Raw genomic sequence first — 22,784 nt, forward strand, 5'->3', positions numbered from 1 at the left:
GCGGCCACAAGCTCTCGGTGGGCATTTCCGACCCGACCAACACGCATGCGCTGGAACAGATCAAGTTCCAGACCGAAATGAGCGTGGAGCCGGTCATCCTCGAACATCCGGCGCTGGTCCAATTGATCGAGCGGCTTTCCCAGAGCGCCGAACAGAACCTGAAGGACCTGATCGGCGACGATCTCGATGGCATCGAATTTGGCGGCGACGACCTGCCGACGCCGGCCGCCGACGGGCCCGCCAGCGGCGAAATCGACGATGCCCCCGTCGTCAGGTTCCTGCAAAAAATCCTGACTGATGCGATCAACATGGGTGCGTCGGACCTGCATTTCGAACCCTTCGAAAAGTTTTACCGGATTCGCTTCCGGGTCGACGGCATCCTGAAGGAAATCGCCCAGCCGCCGCTGGCGATCAAGGAAAAGCTCGCTTCGCGCATCAAGGTGATTTCCAAGCTCGACATTTCCGAGAAACGGGTGCCGCAGGACGGCCGCATGAAGCTGGCCATCTCCAAGACCAAGTCGATCGATTTTCGCGTCAGCACGCTGCCGACCCTGTTCGGCGAAAAAATCGTCATGCGTATCCTTGACGCGACGCAGGCGCAAATGGGGATCGACGCGCTTGGCTACGACCCCGACCAGAAAGAAATCCTGATGGAGGCGATACAGCGCCCCTACGGCATGGTCCTGGTGACCGGGCCGACCGGTTCCGGCAAGACCGTATCGCTGTACACCTGCCTCAATATCCTGAACAAGCCCGGCATCAACATCTCGACCGCCGAAGATCCGGCCGAGATCAACCTGCCAGGCGTCAACCAGGTCAACGTCAATGACCGCGCCGGCCTGTCGTTTCCGGTCGCGCTGAAAGCCTTCCTGCGGCAGGATCCGGACATCATCATGGTGGGCGAGATTCGCGACCTGGAAACCGCGGACATCGCGATCAAGGCTGCCCAGACCGGCCACATGGTGTTTTCGACACTGCACACCAACGACGCACCGGCCACCATCACGCGGATGATGAACATGGGGGTGGCGCCATTCAACATCGCGTCCGCCATCATACTGATCACCGCGCAGCGGCTGGCGCGACGGCTGTGCCACTGCAAGCAACCGACCTCGATACCCGATGAAGCCTTGCTGTCCGCCGGCTTCCGCGAAGACGACCTCGACGGCAGCTGGACGCCCTACAAGCCGGTGGGCTGCGAGCGCTGCAGCGGCAGCGGCTACAAGGGCCGGGTCGGCATCTACCAGATCATGCCGATTTCCGAGGCGATTGAAACCATCATCCTCGCCCACGGCACTGCACTGCAGATTGAAGAACAAGCCAGGAAAGACGGCGTCAAGACACTGCGCGAAGCAGGCCTGGTCAAGGTCAAGCAAGGCATGACGAGCCTCGAAGAAGTGCTCGGCTGCACCAATGAATAGGGAGAACACGGATGGCTACAGCAGCCCGCGCCGGCCAGACCGCTGACCAGATGTTTTCGTGGGAAGGCAAGGACAAGGCCGGCAAGACCGTGCGCGGTGAATTGCGCGCCAGCGGCTCGGCCGTGGTCAGCGCCACGCTGCGCCGCCAGGGAATACTGGTCACCAAGGTCAAGAAGAAAAGCCTGCGCGGCGGCAAGAAAGTCAGTGACAAGGACATCACCCTGTTCACCCGCCAGTTGGCAACGATGATGAAAGCGGGCGTGCCGCTGCTGCAATCGTTCGACATCGTCTCCAAGGGCAATTCCAACGCCGCCGTCTCCAAGCTGATCCAGGACATCCGCGGCGATGTGGAAACCGGCACCAGCCTGAACCAGGCCTTCCGCAAATACCCGCTGTACTTCGATCCGCTGTTCTGCAACCTGGTCGCTGCCGGCGAGCAGGCCGGTATCCTTGAAGACTTGCTCGACCGCCTGGCCATCTACAAGGAAAAGACCCAGGCGATCAAGGGCAAGATCAAGTCCGCCCTGTTCTATCCGGTGTCGATCATGGGCGTTGCCGTGATCGTTACCGCCGTGATCATGATCTGGGTGGTGCCGGCGTTCAAGCAGGTGTTTGCGAGCTTTGGCGCAGACTTGCCGGCGCCGACGCTGTTCGTGATGACGCTGTCGGACTTCACCGTCAAATACTGGTACCTGATTTTCGGCAGCATGTTCGCCACGCTGTACCTGTTCTTCCAGGCCTGGCGACGCTCGGTTCCCGTGCAAAGGGCGATGGACCGCATCATGCTGAAGCTGCCGATTTTCGGCGACGTGATCCGCAAGGCCACCATTGCCCGCTGGACCCGCACGCTGGCGACCATGTTTGCAGCCGGCGTGCCGCTGGTGGAGTCGCTCGATTCAGTGGGCGGCGCATCGGGCAACAGCGTCTATGTCGACGCCACCAAGCGCATCCAGACCGATGTCGCAACCGGCACCAGCCTGACCACATCGATGCAATCGGCCAACGTCTTCCCCAATATGGTGATCCAGATGGTGTCGATCGGCGAGGAATCCGGCGCACTCGACTCGATGCTGAGCAAGGTGGCCGACTTTTACGAAGGCGAAGTCGATGACGCCGTCGAATCGCTGTCGAGCCTGATGGAACCGATCATCATGGTGATCCTGGGCGTGCTGATCGGCGGGCTGGTGGTGGCGATGTACTTGCCTATCTTCAAGCTGGGTTCGGTGGTTTGATGCAAGGCTGGGTGCTTCCCGGATAGCCGGCTCAACTTTGAGCCGGCAGATCTGCCGCGACGCACCGCCATTGCTGTAGGGCTTACTTCGCCCCCAGGCTGAAGTCCACCCGGCTCTGCGGCAGCTTGTCCTCCCCTGCCTTCACCTGCCGGGGAGCGACGATGTAAATCCGCTCCGATTCCACCGCTGTGGTCTTGACCAGGTAATCCTTCACGTCCAGTGCGCGACGATTGGCAAGCCCGCGCAAATCTTCTTCGTCCACCTTGATGTGGGCCAGCATCAGCGCCTCCATTTCCGCCACCGGCAGCTTCTTCGCCAGCCCGATCAGGTTGCGCGGCTTGCCGGGAATTTTTTCCTGGTCGTAGGCGGCGGCAAGATATTTCGGATACTCATCAGCGGCAATGTTTACCGCGTCCAGGGTCGGCGCGGATTCGCCTTGCCTGAGCAATTCCTTTTGCTTTTGCAGCTTCACCTTGCGCACCAACGCCAACTGCTTCAAGCCTGCGGCATCCTTGACCGGATCGGCACGGCCGGCGATGTCGAGCTTCAGGCTGGGGCGGTCGTTCAGGGCATTGGCCAGCGACTTCAATTTGGCTTCGCCCTTGGCGCCCAATGCGACGCTGCCAGCATCGAATTCCAGGTGACTCCCCTCATCCGCGCCACCGAACAGACCGGCAATCAGGCTGAAGGGGGCAGTGACCACCCGGACCAGCAAGTTGACGATCGCCTTGCCGATAACGCCGGCCATGCTGAACTGCGGATCATCCAGCGAACCGGAGACGGGCAATTCAAGTTCGATGTTGCCATTGCGGTCCTTGAGGAGGGCAACTGCAAACAAGACCGGCAATTTGGTTGCGGTCGGACTGTCGACGCGCTCGCCAAAGGTCAAGCGGTTTAAAACCAGCCGGTTCTCGGCGGTCAGCTTACGGTCTTTTACCTGGTATCTCACATCAAAAGAAAGCTTTCCTTTCTCAATACCGTAGCCCGCATACTTTGCCGCGTAGGGCGTCAGTGGCGACAGTTCAAAGTCCGCGAGCTTGGCTAATACATCCAGCGTCAGCTTGCCCGAAAGCGGGTCGATCTTGCCGGTGATGTCGAGCCGTCCCTGGTTATCCACGCTTCCCTTCAAGGCAATATCCGCCAGTGTGCCGGGCGCCGACGACAGTCCCGCCACTGACCCACTGAGCCCCGTGATTTGTGCGGAATAATTGGGCTGGATGAAGTTGTCGCGGAAGTTCACATTCCCGCCTTGAAGCAGCACTTGCCCAATATTAATCTGCGCAACAGGCCCCGGGCGCTCTGCCACCGCCACCGGCGCCATGGTCGTGCGCTTCTTGCTTGCCTGGACCGGTACCCCGTCCGTAGCCAGCGCGGCAGCACCCTTTCCCGCTGCCTCTTCCTCCCTGGCCACCACATCACTGAGATTGAAGCTGCCGTCCCGATTGATCACCAGGCGCGTATAGAAATCAGTCAGCGCAATTTCGTCGATACCGAGCCGCAATACCGGTTGTGTTGCCGCCTTTACCCGGTGCAGGCGCAGTGAGCGCCATTTCAATAGATCCTCCGAGCTCGCACGGTCGATGGTGGCCAGGTTGTCGATGCCGGCATCGCCCACAAAGCTGGCATTGAATCCACCACCCAGGGCCATACCCAGCTCAAGCGCGCCTTTGGCATTGACGGTGCCGTCGGTGACGGCCAGATGGACCTTGTCCGGGAGCCAGGCTTGCAGCGGAACCAGCGCCAGTCCCCGCAAGTCCAGCTTCAGATTGGCGGCAAGCGGCGCCAGCACCACAGCGCCGCTTGCCCGCAGCAGGCCCGTCTTGCCGAGCCTGGCCTGCAAATCGAGCTTTGCCCTGCTCGACTTACGGGTGGATATATTTTCCGAACGCAACCTGATGGCGTCAGCCGACAGCGTGGAAACCTTGCCATGCGCGGTGGATTGCAGGCGCGCAGAGTAGCTGTCCACAGCCAAATTTTTCACGCTGAATTGCCATGGGATGTTCCCGGCATTTTTTGCACTCGGCGCCGACTTCGAAGCCTTCAAAGCCTTGTCGCCGGCAACAGTCCTGGCTGGCCCGGCCCCGGCCGGACTGGCCGCCAGCTTTGCCAGGTCAACCTGGCCGTTTGCATCGACTGCGGCTTGCAGCGCGCCGTCCCTGGTCGTGAGTTGCTCCAGGCTGAAGCTGCGCTTGGCCAGATCGAGTTCGCCGCCATTGATGGACAAGGTGCCGATCTTCAGGAATTCCGACTTTTGATCGCGCTGGCGCAGACGCAATTGGTCGAGCTTGCCGGTCAGGCCGGACAAGGCTAGCTGCAATTCCCGGCCGGCGTCGATCCGGTAGCGCGTGGACAGGTCCACTGTCCCCTGCGCCAGCTCGACTGGCAACAGGCCGGCGTAATAGGGGCTGTAGCGTTTCAGGTCGAGGCGGCTCAGTTCGGCGCTGCCTTCGGCCGAGAATGGCGCGAGCTTCACTGTGCCGATATGCTTGAATCGTTCGCCTGCATCCGACGCGAACGATGCATCCACCGACAGGGCCTGGCCCGCTGTCGTGGAAAAATTCTTCACATTGAGGTCGAGTTCCTGCACGCGCGCCTTGAATGGCCTGGCCAATGCCTTGTCAACGAAATGCACCAGCCCGCCTGACAGCCTGATCTCGGCCGCCTCCACCGACAAAGCCGGCCCGTCCGCAGGACCGGCAGCCGGCGCCGGCGCGGCCGCCTTGGGCGAGCCGGGCAGCAACGTTGACAGGTTCAGGCTACCGTTTTTTTCGCGTGCGAGATGCAGCTCAGGGCTTTCCAGCGAGACAGTGCGCAGCAGGATCTTGCGCGAGGCCAGGTCAGCCGAAGCGAGATCCACCGACAAGCGCGGAAAGGCCAGCAAAGGCGTCTTGTCCATGGCCAGCAGGGACACGCCATTGAGCGTCGCCGTGCCGGACAGGCCGATCGCCGGCGCCTGCTGCGGCGACTGCTTGAGCGTGAGCGCCAGCCGCGCATCCAGCCTGCCGGAGGCAAGCTCGCCATTGAGTTTGGCGGGCAGGTATTTCAGGTAAGCGGGGATATCCACTTCCTTCAATTCGATCTGCGCAACGGTTTCGCTCGGGACGCCAAACGGCCTGGACTGCACTGTCACACGCAATTGCGCGCCGTTCACATTGGCCGCCATGACGGGTTCAACGCTGGCCTGCGTGTCACCCGGCAAATTGGACACGAAGGGCAAGCTGAAGTCGAGGTCGGCAACTGTATGCCGGGCATTCTGCAACTGGTCATCCAGCACCAGCCGGCCGCCGCGCAGACGGACGTTATTCAGCACAAACCGCGCCGGTGGCGAATCGGACGGCTTCTGCAATTGCGCCAGGATATCGGCAATATTGAGGCTGCCGTCGGGCTTGCGCACCAGGTTGACCTGCGGCCCGGTGACGATCAATTCCTCGATCACCGGGGCGCGTTCCCACAGCGAGCGCGCCTGCAGATTGACAGTCAGTTCCTCGACGCTGGCGAAATCACCCGTTCCTTCACGCTCACCAAGCCTGAAGCCTTGCACGCGCGCGACCAGGCTGATGGGATTGAAATGAATCGCGCGAATCGACACCGGCCGGTGCAAGGCGTTTGCCAGGCCGTTTTCAAGAAGCGGCTTGACGACTTGCGGCAGCAAAAGGAAACCGAGAGCCCACAGGACCAGCAGGACGATGACCGACCAAACAAACACCTTCTTGATGACAGGAAAGCGAGAAAGTATTGGCAGCGCCGGAAGCGTCAGAAGTCGCACGTTGTCGTTTATTTTGGTTCTGGCCAGGATGCTCGATCAGCGCTGGCTCGCAGTTCGTAGTTTGCACGATTATCGGCGAGTTGGGCATATTCGGGCGACGTGCCCTCAGCGCAGCAGTCAGCCGCTTGGGCCTTCTGCAATCCGGCGCCAGTAAGACGCATGCGCAGCGCTTGCCGGCGGCCATTGCGCCAGGAACGCCGCTTGCCATGCCGCATTGTCATAATCGATCGGTACGGTATCGATGAACAGGTGCTCCAGCCGCGCACTGTCAACCGACCTTCCGCCCTGGTAGCGGGTGGTGGCAATGCGCGTGAGCAGTCCGCAGCTTTCACCCGCAGAATTGGGCATGCCGGCTGCGCCATTATTGGCCACCAGGCAAGGGCGGCCCTGCCCGTCGACTGTGCCATGCAGCACCGGCAAACAGGTATGGCTACTGGCGAACATGCGCACGCCGGCGCGGTCGAACCAGGCCTGCACTTGCGGCGCATGGGAAGGCGCAGCCAGGCATTCCCGCGCAAAGCCCCATCCGGCCAGCGACTCGGCGTCGCCATGCACGACAGCCACGGCGACGCCGCCGACATCGATGCGCCGCCACATCGGCAATGCCGCCAGCCGCTGTTGCCAATGAGGAAAACCGGCAGCCGTCGCAGCCAGTTGCCTGATGATCGCGTTGGAGCGTTCGACCACCGCATCGTCCACCCAGTCGGGATAGCCGCAGCCGCAACCGGCCTGTTCGCCGCCTGGTAGCGGACCAAGCTCGGTCTCGACATTGCCGCGGAGGGCGTCGAACGCCAGTACCCGTTCATTGATGCGCGCAAACGATGCCGGCGCGACATTGAACCAGTTGAAGTCGCCATTGAAAACCAGATGCTTGCGGCCCGGCTCGGCAGCGAACATGTCCAATACCGACTCGAGCGCCTGCTCGTTGCCGTACAGGCCGCCGACCACGTACAGCGTGTCGGTGCTGGCCGATGCCGCCGCTGCAAACACCTCCGGCGCGTAGCGATAGGAGAGCGGGCAACTGCGTCCGGCACTCATGCGCGCTGCTCCAGCGGCAGGTCGAACCGGCTGAAGCGGGCCATCCAGCGGCCACTGTCGGGCTGCTTGCGATACAGCCATGCCAGGCAGTCGTCGTTCACCTCGCGCTGCGGCAAGTCGAACGCAATGCGGCCGTGCCGCACACCGATCACCCGCCCGGCCAGCGCCGGCAGCAAGCCAGGATCATGCACCACGCTCACCAGCGTCATGCCGTGCTGCGTCGCCAGCGAGGCCAGTAAGCTGGCAATTTCGGCCGCTGCCAGCGGATCAAGCGCAGCCGTCGGCTCATCGGCCAGGACCAGGCGCGGCGCCTGCATCAGCAGGCGCGCGATCGCCGTCTTCTGACGTTCGCCGCCGGATAGCTGGTCCGCGCGCACGCTGGACTTTCCCGGCAAGCCGACCGCCTGCAAGGCTGCTTCTCCGCGGGCAATCTCGGTACCGGGAAACAGGCGCGCCCAGCTGCGCCACGAAGGGTTGCGCGCCAGTGCGCCGAGCAGCACATTTTCCAGCGTGCTCAATCGCTGCACCAGGTGCAGCCCCTGGAAAACCTGGCCGACCTCGGTGCGCAGGCTGCGCAATTCGCGCCCGGCAAGCTGTTTGTCGATGACACGGCCAAGTACTTCCACCCGGCCGTCGGATGCCTGCATGATGCCGGTCATCAGCTTGAGCAAGGTCGACTTGCCGGCGCCATTGGGCCCCACCAGCGCAATGCGTTCTCCCTGCTGCACGCAGAGATCGATACCGTCCAGGATGCGGCGCGCGCCGATGCGCACCGTGACCTGTTGCAGGCGCACGGCCGGCTCGCTCATGACAGCACCCGCCGCACCCGGCGGCTCAAGCCGTCGAACGACCACACCAGCAGCACCACCACCAGCAACACCGTTGCCAGCCGGTCCCACTGGAACAGGGACACCGCCTCCGAAATCAACAGGCCGAGCCCGCCGGCGCCGATCATGCCGAGGATCGTCGAGTCGCGGATATTGAATTCCCACACATACAGATGACTGGAGACCAGTTGCGGCAGCACCGCCGGCCAGATCGCGGTAAAGAATACCTGCGCCGGATCGGCGCCGACCGCGCGCACGGCATCGACGGCGGCCATGTCCAGCGACTCGACCGCCTCGGCGTAGAGCTTGCCGTAGGTGCCCAGCGAGTGGGCTGCAATCGCCAGTATTCCTGCGGTCGGCCCAAGCCCGAAGATGCCCACGAAAATCAGGCCGAACACCAGCGTGTGAATGGAACGGGAGACATCGAGCAGCAATTTGACCGCAAACCGCACAAGCCGCGGCGCATGCAGGTTGCGGGCGCTGAGCACGCCCAGCGGCAGCGCCGCGATGGCGGCGATCAATGAACCCAATGTGCCGATCTTGATCGTGACCCAGGTCGCTTCCAGCAATCCCCACAGATAGGCTTGCTCTACCAATTGCCGGTTCTCCACCCGCAATACGGTGCCGTCGTCACTCTTGTATTCAAGCCGGGCATTGCCGAACCAGGCATCGAGAAAGCTGGGGTGCGCGAATTCAGCAAAGGTCTTTTGCAGGTTCGCCCACGGGTTGCGCCCAAACGACAAGTCGCCGGCCGACTGCAAACTCCACAGGCATGCCAGCACCAGCAAGCCATACACGGCGACCCAGGCCAGGAAGCGCAAGCGCGCGGCAGCAATCGGCATCATCTATCGTGGCCGCAGCTTTCCGGTGGCCAGGCCTGCATCGCGGATCGGCTTGTAAAAGGCGTCGTCCTTGTCGACGAAGCCGGTGTAGTGCGGCGGCAGCAAGGCGGGATTGCGCTTTTGCAGCGGCCCGACCTCACGCAGCGCCGCTTGCACCGCCAGCACGAATTTCCGGTCCTGCATCAGCGGCTTGCTGAGCGCGAACGCGTCGTTGGGCAATGGCGCAGATTGCCAGATCACCACCGAGCGCTCCGCCTTGATCAATCCGGCTTCAATCATCGCATTGCGATTGCGGTTGTAATCGGCGCCGGCGTCGAGCTGCCCGGCCGCGACCTGGGTTTCAATTGCCTGGTGCCGGGTGTACAGCACGCGGCTGAAGTATTTTTCCGGGTCGATTCCCTGCTGGACAAAGTAATGCAGCGGGATCAGGTAGCCCGACGTCGAACCCTTGTCGCCGAATGCAAATGTCCGCCCCTTCAAGTCCGCCATGGTCTTGATGCCGGACTCCGGATGGGTGACGATGATCGAAAAATATTCGGGCTTGCCGTCGTACAGGATGGTGGACACGACTTGCGCGCCGGATTCCTGGTTGGCCAGCACATAGCCCCAGGGCCCCAGGAGCGCCATGTCGGTTTCTCCGTTGGCGAGCGATTTTGCCAGCCCTTCCCAGCTATCGACCGTGCGCAGTTCTACCGGGCGGCCAAGCTTTTGCGCCAGGTATTGCGCCAGCGGACGATAAGTCGCGTCGTTTTTTTCCCGATCCGGCTGGAACAGGCCCACGCCGAACTTGAGTGCAGGCAGCGCAGGCGCAGCCGCCGCGCCAGCCAGCGCCGACATGCCAAGCACCAATGAAACCACTAACTTTTTCAGCATCATCGCTTCCCGTAGAACATGCCGGCTGGCCGGCGCACAGAATAATCCAAGCCGATTTTTGTTGCAGGCAGCGCCGCCAGCCAAGCGAGCCGCCGCCGGTGTCGCAGCGTCACTTCGGCGCCGGCAGGAATTCGATATCGCCATACCAGGCCAGCGCCGACTCACCGGTATTGTCGGTATCGGTGGCCAGTGCCACGGCCACCACGTCGGGCGCATCCTCGCCAAAGGCGGCGCGGAAATCGGCAGCGAGGTCGCGGGTTTCCGTGATCCACGTGCCGGCCTGCGCGGCGCCGCTGCGCACGACGATCATGCGCGCCCGATCGGTATAGGTATTGGCCTGGATCGTGCCGACTGGCTGGCGGTTGTCCCAGACATAATTGAGCGCAGCCGTCGGCAGCTCCTGGCCGTACAGCGCCGCACCGAGCTTGAGCTTGGCGCGGGTGCCAAACGACAGCTTCTCGACCGGATAATCGAACATCACATAAATGCGCGCCGCATAATCGTCCCCGGCCTTTTTTGTCATGTCGGCAGCCACCAGTGGCGCGGCAATCTTCCAGCGCCAGCGCAGCAGCGGCGTGCGCCTGATGTCCACCCGCAGCGCGTGGCTAAGCCCGGACATCGAGGCCCTGGCCTGTGCCATCAGCACGGTGCGCCCAGCATCTTGCGTGACGGTGTAAAGGGTATCGGGCGCATTCGGAGCGGGCCGCAGCGGCAGCCATCCCGTGACCGGTGCGCCTGGCGTCATTTTTGAAAACGCCGGCACTGCAGGCACCACCGGCGCGACCTGTGCAGCAGCCCGGAGGGCGGTGCCCGCCATCGCCATCGACAGCAGCAAGGCGATCACTGTTGAACGAGTCGCTTTCATTCGTGCGTCCCTCCCGCTGCGGCTGACGGTGCGGGCGCAGCAGCGCCGCCGCGGCGCCAGGCGTGATACCGGCCGACCCACTCCAGCAGCCGCTGCGGCGCATGGGCGCGCTTCCATTCGCCGGCAACATACTTGTTGGCCTCCGCCAGCGTCGGATAGGTATGGATGGTGCCCAATATCTTGTTCAGGCCCAGGCCATGCTTCATGGCCAGTACGTATTCGGCCAGCAGGTCGCCGGCATGCTCGCCGACGATGGTCACGCCGAGTATCTTGTCCTTGCCCGGCACGGTCAGCACCTTGATGAATCCCTCGGTCGTTCCATCGGCAATCGCGCGGTCCAGCTCGTGCAAGGCAAAGCGCGTCACTTCAACGCCGACCTGCTGCTCCCTGGCCTCGGTCTCCGACAGGCCGACCCGCGCCACCTCGGGCGAGGTGAACGTGCACCACGGGATTACGCTGTAGTCCACACGGAAACGCCGGAACTGGCCGAATAGCGCATTGACTGCCGCATACCAGGCCTGGTGCGCGGCGGTGTGCGTGAACTGATAGGGGCCAGCCACATCGCCGCAAGCATAAATATTGGGATACAGCGTCTGCAGGAAGCCATCGGTCTGGATGGTCTTGCGTGGGGTGAGCGCAATGCCGAGCTCTTCCAGGCCGTAGCCCTCGGTGCGCGCAACCCGGCCCACGGCGCACAGCAGCAAGTCAAATTCAATCGCGGCTTCGGTGCCATCGGCGTCATTGCGCACAACCAGGCGCTTGTTCTCACCATCGCGCTCGCAACGAATCGCCTCGTGCCCGGTCATCAGCACGATGTCATCGCGCTTCAGGGACTGCGCCACGAGTGAAGAGACATCGGGATCTTCGCGGCCGAGCACGCGCGGCGCTTTTTCGACCTGGGTGACGGCAACGCCAAAGCGGGCAAACGCCTGGGCCAGTTCGCAGCCGATCGGCCCGCCGCCCAGCACCACCATGCGGCGCGGCAATTCGCGCAGCGACCACAGCGTGTCCGACGTCAGGTAGCCGACCTCTTCAATTCCCGGGATCGGCGGCACGAAAGGGCGGGCGCCGGCAGCGATCACGATAGCGCGCGTACTCAGGCGACGCCCGTCTATCTCCACTTCCCAGGGCGACACGATTTTGGCGGTGCCCTGGACCACATCCACGCCCAGCTTGGTATAGCGCTCCACCGAATCATGCGGTTCGATGTCGCCTATCACGCGATGGATGCGCGCCATCACATCGGCAAAATCGAATACAAGATCGGCGCGGGCAATGCCCAGCGACTGCGCATCACGCGCCTGCCGCACGAAGTTGGCCGAACGGATCAATGCCTTGGAAGGCACGCAGCCGAAATTCAGGCAATCGCCGCCCATCTTGTGGCCTTCAACCAGCGTGACTTTCGCCTTCACCACGGCAGCGATATAGGATGTCACCAGGCCCGCCGCGCCCGCGCCGATCACGATCAGGTTGCGGTCGAAGCGCGCCGGCCTGGTCCACTTGCGATAAACCTGGCGCGCCTGTATCGCCTGCAGCAGCTTGCGCGCCAGCAGCGGGAACAGACCAAGCAGGACGAAAGAGCCAATCACGCCCGGCGACAGGATGCCGCGCGCACTGTCGATCTGCGCCAGTTGGGTGCCGGCATTGACGTAGGCCACCGTGCCGGCCAGCATGCCGACCTGGCTGACCCAATAGAAAGTCCAGGTCCGGATCGCGGTCAGGCCCATCAGCAGGTTGATCACGAAAAACGGGAACAGCGGCACCAGCCTGAGCGAAAACAAATAGAACGCGCCGTCGCGCACGATACCGGCGTCAATCGCCTCGAGCTTGCCGCGAAAGCGTTCCCGCACCCACGAGCGCAACAAATGGCGCGAGGTCAGGAACGCCAGCGTCGCACCGATCGACGCCGCAAACGACACGATCAGGGTGCCGGTCACCACGCCAAACAGTGCGCCGCCGGCCAGGGTCAGCACGCTGGCGCCGGGCAGCGACAGTGCCGTTGCAGCGATATAAATCAGCGTGTACAGGGCAATCGCCTGTGCCGGCTGGGTTTCGTAGTAATGCCGGAATGCCTGCTGGCTGCTCTTCAGGTAGGCCAGGTTCAGGTACTGGCCAAGATCGAAGAAAACATAGGCTGCAATTGCCGCCAGCAATAGCAGGAAAACGACTGTCTTCCTGGTTTTCATGAGGCCGCCATGACGTGATCCAAGGGTGGGCTGCCGGCGCGGTTCATGCCGCCAGTGCGCCACCGCAACTGCTGCCCTGCCCTGCCGTGCAGCCGTAGCAGTGGTCGGCAATCGCAATGGGCAAGCCTTCTACCGGTTGCGCCAGCAAATCGCGCAGGTGCGGCCGCGGATGCTGGCCCAGCCTGGCCGGCATGTGCAGCATCTGGTTGAAATCGCAGTCGTACAAATAGCCTTCCCAGTCCACGCTGATCATCGTGCGGCACATCACGCTGTCCAGGTTGACGGCGCGGAAATTGTCTTTCAGCAGCTTCATGTAACTGGCGAATTCGCCTTTTGACACCAGCATGCTGCCAAAGCGCTGGATCGGCATATTGGCCAATACATACAACTGCGTGAATTCGATGCCGAACTGTTCGGCCAGCTCGCGCTTGTAATCCGCCTCCAGTGCCTGCTGGCCTGGCGGCAGGGACGGGCCTTGCGGGTTATAGACCAGGCCCAGCGACAGCGCGCTGCCGGCTTGCCCGTATCCCAGCGCATTCAAGGCCCGCAGCGCCGCGATACTGCGCCCGAAAACACCGCCGCCGCGCTGGCGGTCGACGTTGTCCTGCGAATAGCACGGCAGCGAGGCCACGATTTCCACGCCCTGTCCGGCCAGGAATTGCGCCAGGTCCTCATGGCCGGGCTCGGACAGGATGGTCAGGTTGCAGCGGTCGATCACGCGCACGCCCAAGACGCGGGCCTGGGTCACCAGGTGCCGGAAATGCGGATTCATTTCGGGCGCACCGCCGGTCAGGTCCAGCGTCGTCAGGCGCCAGGTACGCAGCGCCTCGAGCACCAGTTCCACGGTTGGCGCATCCATCGCCTCGGTTCTGGTCGGACCGGCGTTGACATGGCAATGCTGGCAAGTCTGGTTGCATCGATAGCCAAGATTGACTTGCAGCGTATCCAGCGCCTTGCGCCGGATCGGCGGGAAATCGGTCTTGCGCAGCAGGTGCAGGGTTTCATGCATGGGCCAGCTCTCCGTGTGAAAACAGTATTTTCCATTAATCGGAGATTAGAGGGATTCCTTACAGTTGACCGGGAAATAATTTTCCCGGTCAATCCGTGACCCAGCTTGGTGCATTGCCCGAAATGGTGGGCTTGATATGGAACAGGAGCCCGGTTTCTTATGGCGGGACAATCTGGCGCCCAGGGACTCGCGCAAGCAATGCGCTGGACCATTGCGGTTCAGGCGGCCGAGCGCATGCCCTGTACGAAGGGCAAATCGCCTGGGGCGGACTGTGGCGCAGGCATCACGTGCAATGTCCGGGTCGGATAGGCGATCGACACTTGCGCCTGGCGCAGCTCGCGCAGGATCGTCAGGTGCACTGCCTGCTGGATATCCATGTGCTGGTTGAAATCCGGGCTGAGGACGAAATACACGACCTCATACAGCAAGGCGCTGTCGCCGAAACCCTTGAGGTGGGCGCGATCGAAGCGGGCCTCGTCTGGCATCGACTCGATCGCTGCCTTGACCATTGCCGGAATGCGCTCGATCTGCGGCATCGCGGTTTCATGCGCAATGCCAAACTCCAGCACCACCCGGCGTTCCTGCATGCGCTTGTAATTGCGGATCCGGTTCTTGAGCAGCTCGGCGTTGGAAAAGATGATCTGCTCGCCGCCGAGACTGCGCAAGCGCGTGGTCTTCATGCCGATATATTCCACCGTGCCCATGTAACTGTCGACCACGATGAAGTCGCCGATCACGAACGGCTTGTCCAGCGCGATTGATATGGAAGAAAAGACATCCCCCAGGATATTCTGCACCGCCAGCGCCACCGCAATGCCGCCGATGCCAAGGCTGGCCATCAAGGTCGTGACATTAAAGCCCAGGTTGTCCAGCACCACCAGCGTCGCCACCACCCACACCAGCATGCGGCCCGCCAGCCCGACCAGCATCAGGTGCGTGGCGCTGCCCGGATCGGTCTGCCGCTGCCGATCGAATGCACGCTGTACGGCAACTTCGATCAGGCGCGCTCCCCACATTGCACACTGCGTCACCAGTATCAGTATCCAGCCGTAATGCAGTCGCTTGTCCCAGGCACCGGGCAAATCGATGAAGCTCAGTCCGGCCAGCAGCGACACGCCAAACAGGAATGGCGGCCGGGTCGCGTCAAGTATCTGCCCGGGATAATTCAGGAACTGCAAATGGCCTCCGGCGGTCAGCCGGTGCAGTTGGCGCGCCACGAATGCCTTCAGCAGCAATAAAGCCATGAAGACGCATAGCGTGATGGCGCCGGCCAGGGTCGCATCGTAATGTATGTTTTCAAGAAATTTCAAAGACAATTCCTCCCACGGCGTAACGAGCGGTTTGGAGAATTCCCCGTGTACCGCTTGCTGCGGGTGGGGAGCGAAAGACCCATGAAGGTCAGTGGCGCAACGAGGCGCAATGCAGACGAAAAGCGAGATGGGCTACAGAGATGAAATCCCAGGATGGACTACCCGAGCACTATCCGCTGTCGTTGCTGCGGATGTGAAATGCAAACGGCTGGGCGTGGCTCGTGTCCTGCTTGTTGTCACAGCGTTAATCGGTGCCGGCCTTGCGCGGCAAGCGACAATGTCGTGCCATGCAGGAACAGCGGACCGCGAGAGCAATGATGCAGCAAAACATCGATCGGGACAATGTTTTTTGAATTCAATTGACGTCAATTGAATCACCATGTAAGCACTACGGCATCGGCATGCGCGCTCTCAATTGCAAGGCCGCCAATGCCGCATCGATATGTCCCACGCGAGAAAATCGGCAGCCACGGCGCCGCGCACTATCGCATGGCTGCGAGCTACGCTGGCGCAAAGCAATCGTTGGCGCTGCCATCGCGGCTACAATCACCAGTGCTCTGCGCAGTCCCGTCAGCAAGCAGAACACTGCGCGCTGCGCGTCCAGGCTGGTCGTGCATCTGAAAAACCATTCCCGAGGAACAATGAGCACGCAGTCATCGCCTCCGCCGCCCCCTGCCTCCTCCGATCCGAACTGGCACGCATTATCCATCGATGAAGTCGCCGCACTGCTGCGCACCCACACAGACCAGGGACTGAGCGCGGCAGAAGCAGCGCATCGCTTGCAGCAATCGGGGCCCAACACCTTGCCCCAACAGAAACGGCCGGGCCCGCTACGGCGCTTTCTTGCGCAGTTCCACAACATATTGATCTACATCCTGCTGCTTGCCGGCCTGATCACGGCGTTGCTCGGACATGTTGTCGACAGCGCCGTCATCGTCGTCGTGGTGCTGGTCAATGCGGTGATCGGATTCATCCAGGAAGGCAAGGCAGAGGACGCGCTGGCTGCGATCCGCAAGATGTTGTCGTCAAGGGCCACGGTGCTGCGCGATGCGCGCCAGTTCGACATACCGGCCGACGAGCTGGTGGCCGGCGACCTGGTGCTGCTGGCATCCGGCGACAAGGTGCCCGCCGACTTGCGATTGATCCAGGCGCCGGGCCTGCAAATCGACGAAGCCATACTCACCGGCGAATCGCTGACCGCCGACAAGCAAATCGACGCCGTGGCAGCGACATCCGGCCTGGGTGACCGTTTTTCGATGGCCTATTCCGGCACCGTGGTGACCCACGGCCGCGCGCTGGGCTGCGTCGTTGCTACCGGCGCGCGCACAGAGATCGGCCGCATCGGCCGGGTGGTCGGCAACATACAGGAAGTGCCGACGCCCTTGCTGCGCAAAATGGCGACTTTCGGCCAGGTGCTGACCTGGAGCATCGTCGGCGCCGGCATCCTGTTGTTTGCGTTTGGCGTGCTGGTGCATGGCTACCCGGCGCGCGACATGTTCATGGCGGTAGTCGGCCTGGCCGTGGCAGCGATACCGGAAGGTTTGCCGGCAATCGTGACGATTGCGCTGGCCATCGGCGTCAAGCGCATGGCGCGGCGCAATGCAATCGTGCGCAGGCTTCCTGCGGTGGAAGCGCTCGGTTCCGTCACCGTGATCTGCACGGACAAGACCGGCACGCTCACCCGCAATGAAATGACCGCACAACAAGTCCTCACTGCCGACACCAGCTTGCAGGTCACCGGCGCCGGTTATGAACCCAAGGGCGAATTCCTGCGCGATGGTCGCATGGCCGGCCCCGATGAAATTGCCTTGCTCGATCTGGTCTGCCGTGCCGCGTTACTCTGTAACGATGCCAGCCTGCGCGAGGAGGGCGCAAGCTGGCGGGTAACCGGCGACCCGACCGAAATCGCACTGCTGACGCTGGCCGTCAAGGCCGGGCTGGAGCAGGACGACGAGCGCCGTAGCCATCCGCGCGACGATGTCATTCCGTTCGAGTCTGAACACCGGTTCATGGCGACGCTGCATCACGATCACCAGGGCCGCAGCACCACATTCCTGAAAGGCGCACCCGAGCGCGTGCTTGCCTTGTGCAGCACGCAGGCTGTCGCCGGCGGCACGGCCGCACTCGTGTCCGGACAATGGCAGGCGCGGCTGGACCAGACCGCTGCGGCCGGCATGCGCCTGCTCGCCATTGCCATGCGGACCGAATCCGACCATCAGCGCGAACTGCTGTTCGCCGATGTGGAACGCGGCGGCTTCACGCTATTGGCCGTGCTCGGACTAAGCGACCCGCCGCGCGAAGAAGCGATCCGTTCGATCGCCGCGTGCCGCAAGGCCGGCATTCGCGTCAAGATGATCACCGGAGACCATCCTGTCACCGCCACGGCAATCGGCCAGCAGTTGGGGCTGGCCGATGATATCCGCAGCTTGCGCGGCGAAGACCTGGACGCCATGTCCGACAGCGAACTGCGGCAAGCCGCTGTCAGCACGGCGATTTTTGCGCGCGCCAGTCCGGAGCACAAGCTGCGCCTGGTACGCGCACTGCAGGACCAGGGCGAAGTGGTCGCCATGACCGGTGACGGCGTCAACGACTCGCCCGCGCTCAAGAGCGCAGACGTGGGCGTGGCAATGGGCGGCAAGGGCACCGAGGCGGCCAAGGACTCGGCCGAAATCGTGCTGGCTGATGACAACTTTGCGTCCATCGTGGCCGCCGTGGAAGAAGGCCGCACCGTCTATGACAATATCCGCAAGGCCATCATCTTCATCCTGCCCACCAACGGCGGCGAGGCCGGCATGGTCGTGCTGGCGATCCTGCTCGGCATGACGCTGCCGATTACGCCGGTGCAGATATTGTGGGTGAACATGGTCACTGAAATCACCTTGTCGCTGTCAATTGCGTTCGAGAAGCCCGAGGCCAATGTGATGTCGCGCCCGCCGCGCGATCCGCGCGAGCCGCTGCTGTCGGCCTTCCTGCTATGGCGCATCGCCTTCGTGTCCGTGCTGTTGATGGCCGGCTGCACCGGGCTTTTCCTGTGGGAAATCGACCAGGGGGAATCGCTCGAATTCGCGCGGTCTGTCGCCATCAATGCGCTGGTCACGGCGGAGATGCTGTACCTGCTCAATTGCCGGCATCTGCATCAATCCTGGTTCAGCCGCGAAGGTGTCTTTGGCAATCCTTACGTCTTGCTGGCAATCGGCGTGCTGGTTGTGTTGCAGTTGATTTTCACCTACCACCCGCAGATGCAGGCGCTGTTCGGCACCGCCGCCATCGATTGGGCGGCGTGGGGCAGGATCATGCTGTTTGCCATGCTGCTGAGCCTGGTGCTGGAAGCCGAGAAACTGATCATGCGGCGCTGGGCGCTGCGCGCCGTGTCAGCGGCCCGTACGCAGCCGGCATGACCTGGCGCAAACCCGATAGTGCACAAAGCCTTACTGTGCCGGGATGGGCCAACCAGACCATGCAGGCCAGCCATGACCGCCGCCCCGCCCTTTGGCAGCGTGCGCAGTTTTGCCGACCGCGCCGATGCCGGCCGGCAGTTGGCTGCGCAACTGATGCAATACCGCGGCCGGGCGCCGCTGATCCTCGCCATTCCGCGTGGCGCGCTGCCGATCGGGCAGATCCTGGCCGAGCAACTGCACGGCGATCTCGACGTGGTGCTGGTGCACAAGCTCAGCCTGCCCTATAACCCCGAATTTTCAATCGGCGCAATCGACGAGTCGGGGTGGACCTATCTGTCGCCCGGCTACGAAGACTTCGAGCGCGACACAGCACTGGTCCAGGCTAAGGCAGCCCAACTGTCTGCACTCAGGCAGCGGCGCCAGCGTTATTCACCACTGGCGCCGCCGCTCGATCCGCATGGCCGCATCGTGATCGTGGTCGATGACGGCCTGGCCACCGGCGCCACCATGATTGCGGCGCTGCACGCAGTCCGGGCCAAGCAACCGGCACAACTGATCTGCGCCGTGCCGGTCGCAGCAAAGGACAGCCTGGCGCTGGTCGAGCAATTCGCCGACGATGTCGTCTGCCTGCATGCGCCGGCCAATTTCCATGCGGTCAGCCAGTTTTACCTGCGCTTTGGCCAGGTTGAAGATGAACAGGCGGCTGCCATCCTGCAAGACGCTGCGGCCAGCCGGGCACAGAAGGCGCCGCCGATGCCACCGTCGCAATCACCTCCGCCATAGGCATCGAGCCGACGGGCGCCGGCAAGGGCGCACGCGATGTTGCCGCGCCCGCCATGCGCCACGCCAATCGCCGATGGCTAGTGATGCTGGCGCTGTCCGATCGCCTCTTTTTCAAGGAACAGCCGCCAGATCTTGCGCCAGGTTCGCCAGTCGTGGCCGCCTGCAACGGCAAACACCTGCGCCGGCGGCAAGGCGTCCGCCAGCAATCCATTTGCCTGCGCAAATTTGTCGCCCGTGCCATAGCCAAGATAGATGGGCGGCCGCGGTTCGCCGTGCGCCACATGTTGCTGGAGCCATTGCCACAGCCCGCGCACGAAATCATGGCCGGCAGCAGGCCCGGCGTCCCAGCGTGCCACGCCGCCGGCATCTGCAATTTCCGTTGCGATGGACTTCTCGCCGAGATACGGCGCCAGCAACACCAGGCCACTGACGCGTTCATGATGTAGCGCGGCATAGCAAGCAGCGCCGAAGCCGCCGAGCGAAACGCCGACCAGCCAGATCTCGTGGTAGCCCGCTTCAGTTGCCGCCGCCAGCACATCTTCGGTGATGCGCTCGAACAGCATGCGCGTGGCGTAATAGCCAAAATGGGCGTCAATGGCGACAGCGTCGGCCGCCACATGATGCCGCTGCAAGTCGTGGATGAAGCCCTGCCGCTCGAAGTCTTCCGCAAGGTCGCCAATGCCCGGCAGGAACACGATCAGTGCCTTGCTGTCGATGCGGCCCGGATACTCGATCTTCAGCACCGGTTGCGCCGCACTCAGCAAGCGGTCGCTGCCCGGGCGCAGCAAGGACAGCCGCGCACGCAGGCCGCGGTTCAAGCGGCGCAGGCGGTAGGAAAGCGTCGGAATCATTTCAGATGAGCCAAATGAAGGTCACTCCGGGATCTGGACGGTTTGTGCGCATTGCCTGTTGCCTGATATCTGTTGCCTGTGTTTGCGACCTGGCAGCCGGCTACCGTCACACAGCTTGCGCGGCAGAGCAGACAATGTTCACACATCGCCGCCGCTGCATGCGCGCCGCTGGCAAGAGCTTGAGCCCAGTCAAATGCACCCCGACATGATTGATGTCTAGTAAAAAGTCCGCGCTATTCGTACCGGCGCTGCCCGCAGCAACATCGAACCTGCCCCGACCATGCCCGCATCCGAGCCCCGCCCACAGGACCCGCCCAATGCGGCCAGGCAGCGCCTGGCGCACGTCCAGCAGGCGCTGCTCGCTTGCTACGCCTGGAGCATATTTGTCGTATTCATACTGGCATTCTTCATCGTCACGCTGCCGCTCGCACGGCCGCGCATGCCGCGCCGGCTGGCGCGATGGACGACGCGCCTTTTATGTCGGCTGGTCGGGATCCGGATCACCGGCATCGGCCTGGAACAGCTGCCGGCAACGCCGCACATGCTGTTGGTCAACCATGCCAGCTTCCTGGATCCGATCCTGCTGACGGCCTTGCTTCCCGCAGACCCGGGCTACACCTTCACCACACGCCAGGAATTGCGTGCCCAGACTTTGTTATGCCCCTTGTTGAACAGCGTAAGCACGCTGGTGCTTTACCCGTCTGGCGGTCGCTACGGCCTCAATATCGCGCTGATGAAACGCGCCTTGCGCCAGGGCCAGAACCTGGTGGTGTTCCCGGAAGGTCGATTTACCAGCAAGCCCGGCCTGCTGCCCTTCCATTCAGGCGCATTCGTAGTTGCCGCCGCAGCCCAGGTACCGGTCGTGGTGGCCGGCTTGCGCGGCACCCGTCGCGCACTCCCGATGGGACACTGGATGCTGCGCCGTACCCCCCTGTCGCTATGGATCGGACCGACCATCGAGCCCATGTCCGGCGACCCCGATGCGGCGCTCAGGATGCAAGTCGCCGCCCGCGCGGCAATGCTGCCCCTTTGCGCAGAAGGTGAGGCGAGCGATGCCGCCCCCCGCGCAGACCCGGAAGCAAAACCAGCTGCTTGATTGCAAGCTGCGGCCGGCCCGCACAGGAAAGCGTCATGTGCCACAGTGCAAGCCCCAGGTAATCCAGCGCCCGCCGCCGCCAGCGCGCCTGGTGCCGGTATTGCGGCTCGTCGAGATGCGCCACCGCCAGGCGCGCGCGGGTACAGGCGCGGCAGGCCTGGTAGAAATCGAGCAAGCGCGGCGAAATCCGGTCATGCCTCGCCCCTAAATAGCCCTGCAGCAGCGCCCGCGCCGCCGGCGCCGCATGCAGCCGTTCACATTCCAGCGCCAGGAAGCCGGCTTCGTCCGCGCTGTCTTGCACCCGCAGCGCCTGGGAGAAATCGAGCCGGTCAATGATCTGCACCGTATCGGTCAAGTAGACATGCTCGGCGCGCAAATCGCCATGTCCTTCGACAATCCTGCCGTCTGCGACCCGCGCCAGCAGGAGCGGCGCCAGGCGCCTGGCCTGCCGCCGCAACTGTTGGCCCAGTAGCGCCACGGCGACGCGCGACAGGCCGTAGCGCAAGCCGCGCAATTGCCGCACATCCAGCGCCAGCGCCGCCAGCAGGCGCGAGCGCAGCAGCGCAGAAGACACTGGCGCACTGGCGCAATGCAGATGGAATTGCGCAATCGACCGGCCCACGCGGCGCGCCTCGGCCGCACCGAATTGTCCGCTTGCGATCAGGGCTTCCAGGCTGCGATCGTCAGGCAGGCGCTGCATCTTGATCAACCAGTGCCGGGCCTCGCCCGCTGCCTGCCATTGCAACTCACCCGCTGCAGACTGGTAGATCGGCACCACACCAAGATAGACATCCGGTGCAATCGCCTGATTCAGCGCCAGCTCATTCTCGCTCTGCAAGCGCTGCTGCCGGGCATGTGCTGGCCATTCGCGATTGATCTTCTTGAGCTTCCAGGCATGCCGCGCAGTAAGGAACACCCATGAAGCATGGGTTTCCCTGATCCGCGGCAAGTCTCCCGGCGCATCCTGCGCCAGCAGCTTCGCAATCGATCGGACCAGCGGCGGAATGGACATGGTGAGGATGAAAGCTGGCCGGCACAGTGAAAGCCCCTGCAATCCATTCAATCGCAACAGAGCAAGGCTTGCATGATCAAGGTCAAGAGCCGCTGCGGCCCAGGACCGATCATGTTCAGGTACCGGTGCAAAGCGTCTGGCATATGGCCCGGCCGGCTTGCGTGGCGGCGCGCTACGTGCCGGCGATTCCTCACTGGCGCCAGAGTAGCCCGCGACGATTTCGAATGCGGCTTCAATCCTCCTGATCCCACCCACACAGATGTTCACGCCACCGC

At 62.9% G+C, this 22,784-nt stretch carries 16 protein-coding genes; 5 read left to right on the plus strand and 11 right to left on the minus strand.

The annotated features are described in order from the left end of the window. Together pilB and Q7T64_RS12195 are read left to right on the plus strand one after the other, a co-directional pair. On the plus strand, positions 1-1,421 hold a 1,421-nt coding region (pilB, locus tag Q7T64_RS12190), incomplete at its 5' end, for a type IV-A pilus assembly ATPase PilB (RefSeq protein ID WP_304795950.1). An 11-nt stretch (positions 1,422-1,432) separates the two neighbouring features. Next, positions 1,433-2,653: a type II secretion system F family protein gene (locus Q7T64_RS12195; RefSeq protein ID WP_304795952.1), complete on the plus strand. Its 1,221-nt coding sequence runs from the start codon at positions 1,433-1,435 to the stop codon at positions 2,651-2,653. A gap of 82 nt (positions 2,654-2,735) precedes the next feature. Here Q7T64_RS12195 and Q7T64_RS12200 read toward each other — a convergent pair whose 3' ends face one another. The 9 genes from Q7T64_RS12200 to Q7T64_RS12240 all read right to left on the minus strand — a co-directional run bounded on the left by Q7T64_RS12200 (position 2,736) and on the right by Q7T64_RS12240 (position 15,369). Continuing rightward, positions 2,736-6,359: a DUF748 domain-containing protein gene (locus Q7T64_RS12200; protein ID WP_304795954.1), complete on the minus strand. Its 3,624-nt coding sequence runs from the start codon at positions 6,357-6,359 to the stop codon at positions 2,736-2,738. A gap of 177 nt (positions 6,360-6,536) precedes the next feature. After that, entirely contained in the window at positions 6,537-7,457 is a 921-nt protein-coding gene (locus tag Q7T64_RS12205) for a hypothetical protein (RefSeq protein ID WP_304795956.1), read from the minus strand. Beyond that, complete coding sequence (locus Q7T64_RS12210; protein ID WP_304795958.1) at positions 7,454-8,266, minus strand: phosphonate ABC transporter ATP-binding protein; 813 nt, start codon at positions 8,264-8,266, stop codon at positions 7,454-7,456. Before Q7T64_RS12210 ends, Q7T64_RS12205 begins: the two co-directional genes overlap by 4 nt. Beyond that, on the minus strand, positions 8,263-9,129 hold the full coding sequence (phnE, locus tag Q7T64_RS12215) for a phosphonate ABC transporter, permease protein PhnE (RefSeq protein WP_304795960.1): 867 nt from the start codon (positions 9,127-9,129) through the stop codon (positions 8,263-8,265). Before phnE ends, Q7T64_RS12210 begins: the two co-directional genes overlap by 4 nt. After that, complete coding sequence (locus Q7T64_RS12220; RefSeq protein ID WP_304795963.1) at positions 9,130-9,999, minus strand: phosphate/phosphite/phosphonate ABC transporter substrate-binding protein; 870 nt, start codon at positions 9,997-9,999, stop codon at positions 9,130-9,132. 109 nt (positions 10,000-10,108) lie between these two features. Continuing rightward, positions 10,109-10,864: a DUF3047 domain-containing protein gene (locus Q7T64_RS12225; protein WP_304795965.1), complete on the minus strand. Its 756-nt coding sequence runs from the start codon at positions 10,862-10,864 to the stop codon at positions 10,109-10,111. Then, positions 10,861-13,050, minus strand: a complete 2,190-nt coding sequence (locus Q7T64_RS12230; protein WP_304795967.1) for an FAD-dependent oxidoreductase — start codon at positions 13,048-13,050, stop codon at positions 10,861-10,863. Before Q7T64_RS12230 ends, Q7T64_RS12225 begins: the two co-directional genes overlap by 4 nt. A gap of 43 nt (positions 13,051-13,093) precedes the next feature. Further along, positions 13,094-14,059 (minus strand): arsenosugar biosynthesis radical SAM (seleno)protein ArsS, encoded by a 966-nt coding sequence (arsS, locus tag Q7T64_RS12235; protein WP_304795969.1) that lies wholly within the window; start codon positions 14,057-14,059, stop codon positions 13,094-13,096. Between the two features lie 218 nt (positions 14,060-14,277). Continuing rightward, positions 14,278-15,369, minus strand: coding sequence for a mechanosensitive ion channel family protein (locus Q7T64_RS12240; protein ID WP_304795971.1), 1,092 nt, complete (start codon positions 15,367-15,369; stop codon positions 14,278-14,280). A 641-nt stretch (positions 15,370-16,010) separates the two neighbouring features. Between Q7T64_RS12240 and Q7T64_RS12245 the strand changes: the two genes are divergently transcribed. Then, on the plus strand, positions 16,011-18,767 hold the full coding sequence (locus tag Q7T64_RS12245) for a cation-transporting P-type ATPase (RefSeq protein ID WP_304795974.1): 2,757 nt from the start codon (positions 16,011-16,013) through the stop codon (positions 18,765-18,767). A gap of 72 nt (positions 18,768-18,839) precedes the next feature. After that, complete coding sequence (locus tag Q7T64_RS12250) at positions 18,840-19,550, plus strand: phosphoribosyltransferase (protein WP_304795976.1); 711 nt, start codon at positions 18,840-18,842, stop codon at positions 19,548-19,550. A gap of 77 nt (positions 19,551-19,627) precedes the next feature. Here Q7T64_RS12250 and Q7T64_RS12255 read toward each other — a convergent pair whose 3' ends face one another. Further along, the gene (locus Q7T64_RS12255) at positions 19,628-20,401 is read right to left on the minus strand and encodes an alpha/beta fold hydrolase (RefSeq protein WP_304795978.1); all 774 of its coding nucleotides are present in this window, start codon (positions 20,399-20,401) and stop codon (positions 19,628-19,630) included. A gap of 280 nt (positions 20,402-20,681) precedes the next feature. Here Q7T64_RS12255 and Q7T64_RS12260 point away from each other — a divergent pair, with 280 nt between their 5' ends. After that, a complete protein-coding gene (locus Q7T64_RS12260) occupies positions 20,682-21,497 on the plus strand; it encodes a 1-acyl-sn-glycerol-3-phosphate acyltransferase (RefSeq protein WP_304795980.1) in 816 nt (271 codons plus the stop codon). On the opposite strand, the gene Q7T64_RS12265 is transcribed toward Q7T64_RS12260, so the two are convergent. After that, on the minus strand, positions 21,391-22,509 hold the full coding sequence (locus Q7T64_RS12265; RefSeq protein ID WP_304795982.1) for a hypothetical protein: 1,119 nt from the start codon (positions 22,507-22,509) through the stop codon (positions 21,391-21,393). The genes Q7T64_RS12260 and Q7T64_RS12265 overlap by 107 nt on opposite strands. Positions 22,510-22,784: the final 275 nt, after the last annotated feature.

This window comes from Lacisediminimonas sp. (assembly GCF_030645335.1).
GTDB lineage: Bacteria > Pseudomonadota > Gammaproteobacteria > Burkholderiales > Burkholderiaceae_D > Lacisediminimonas.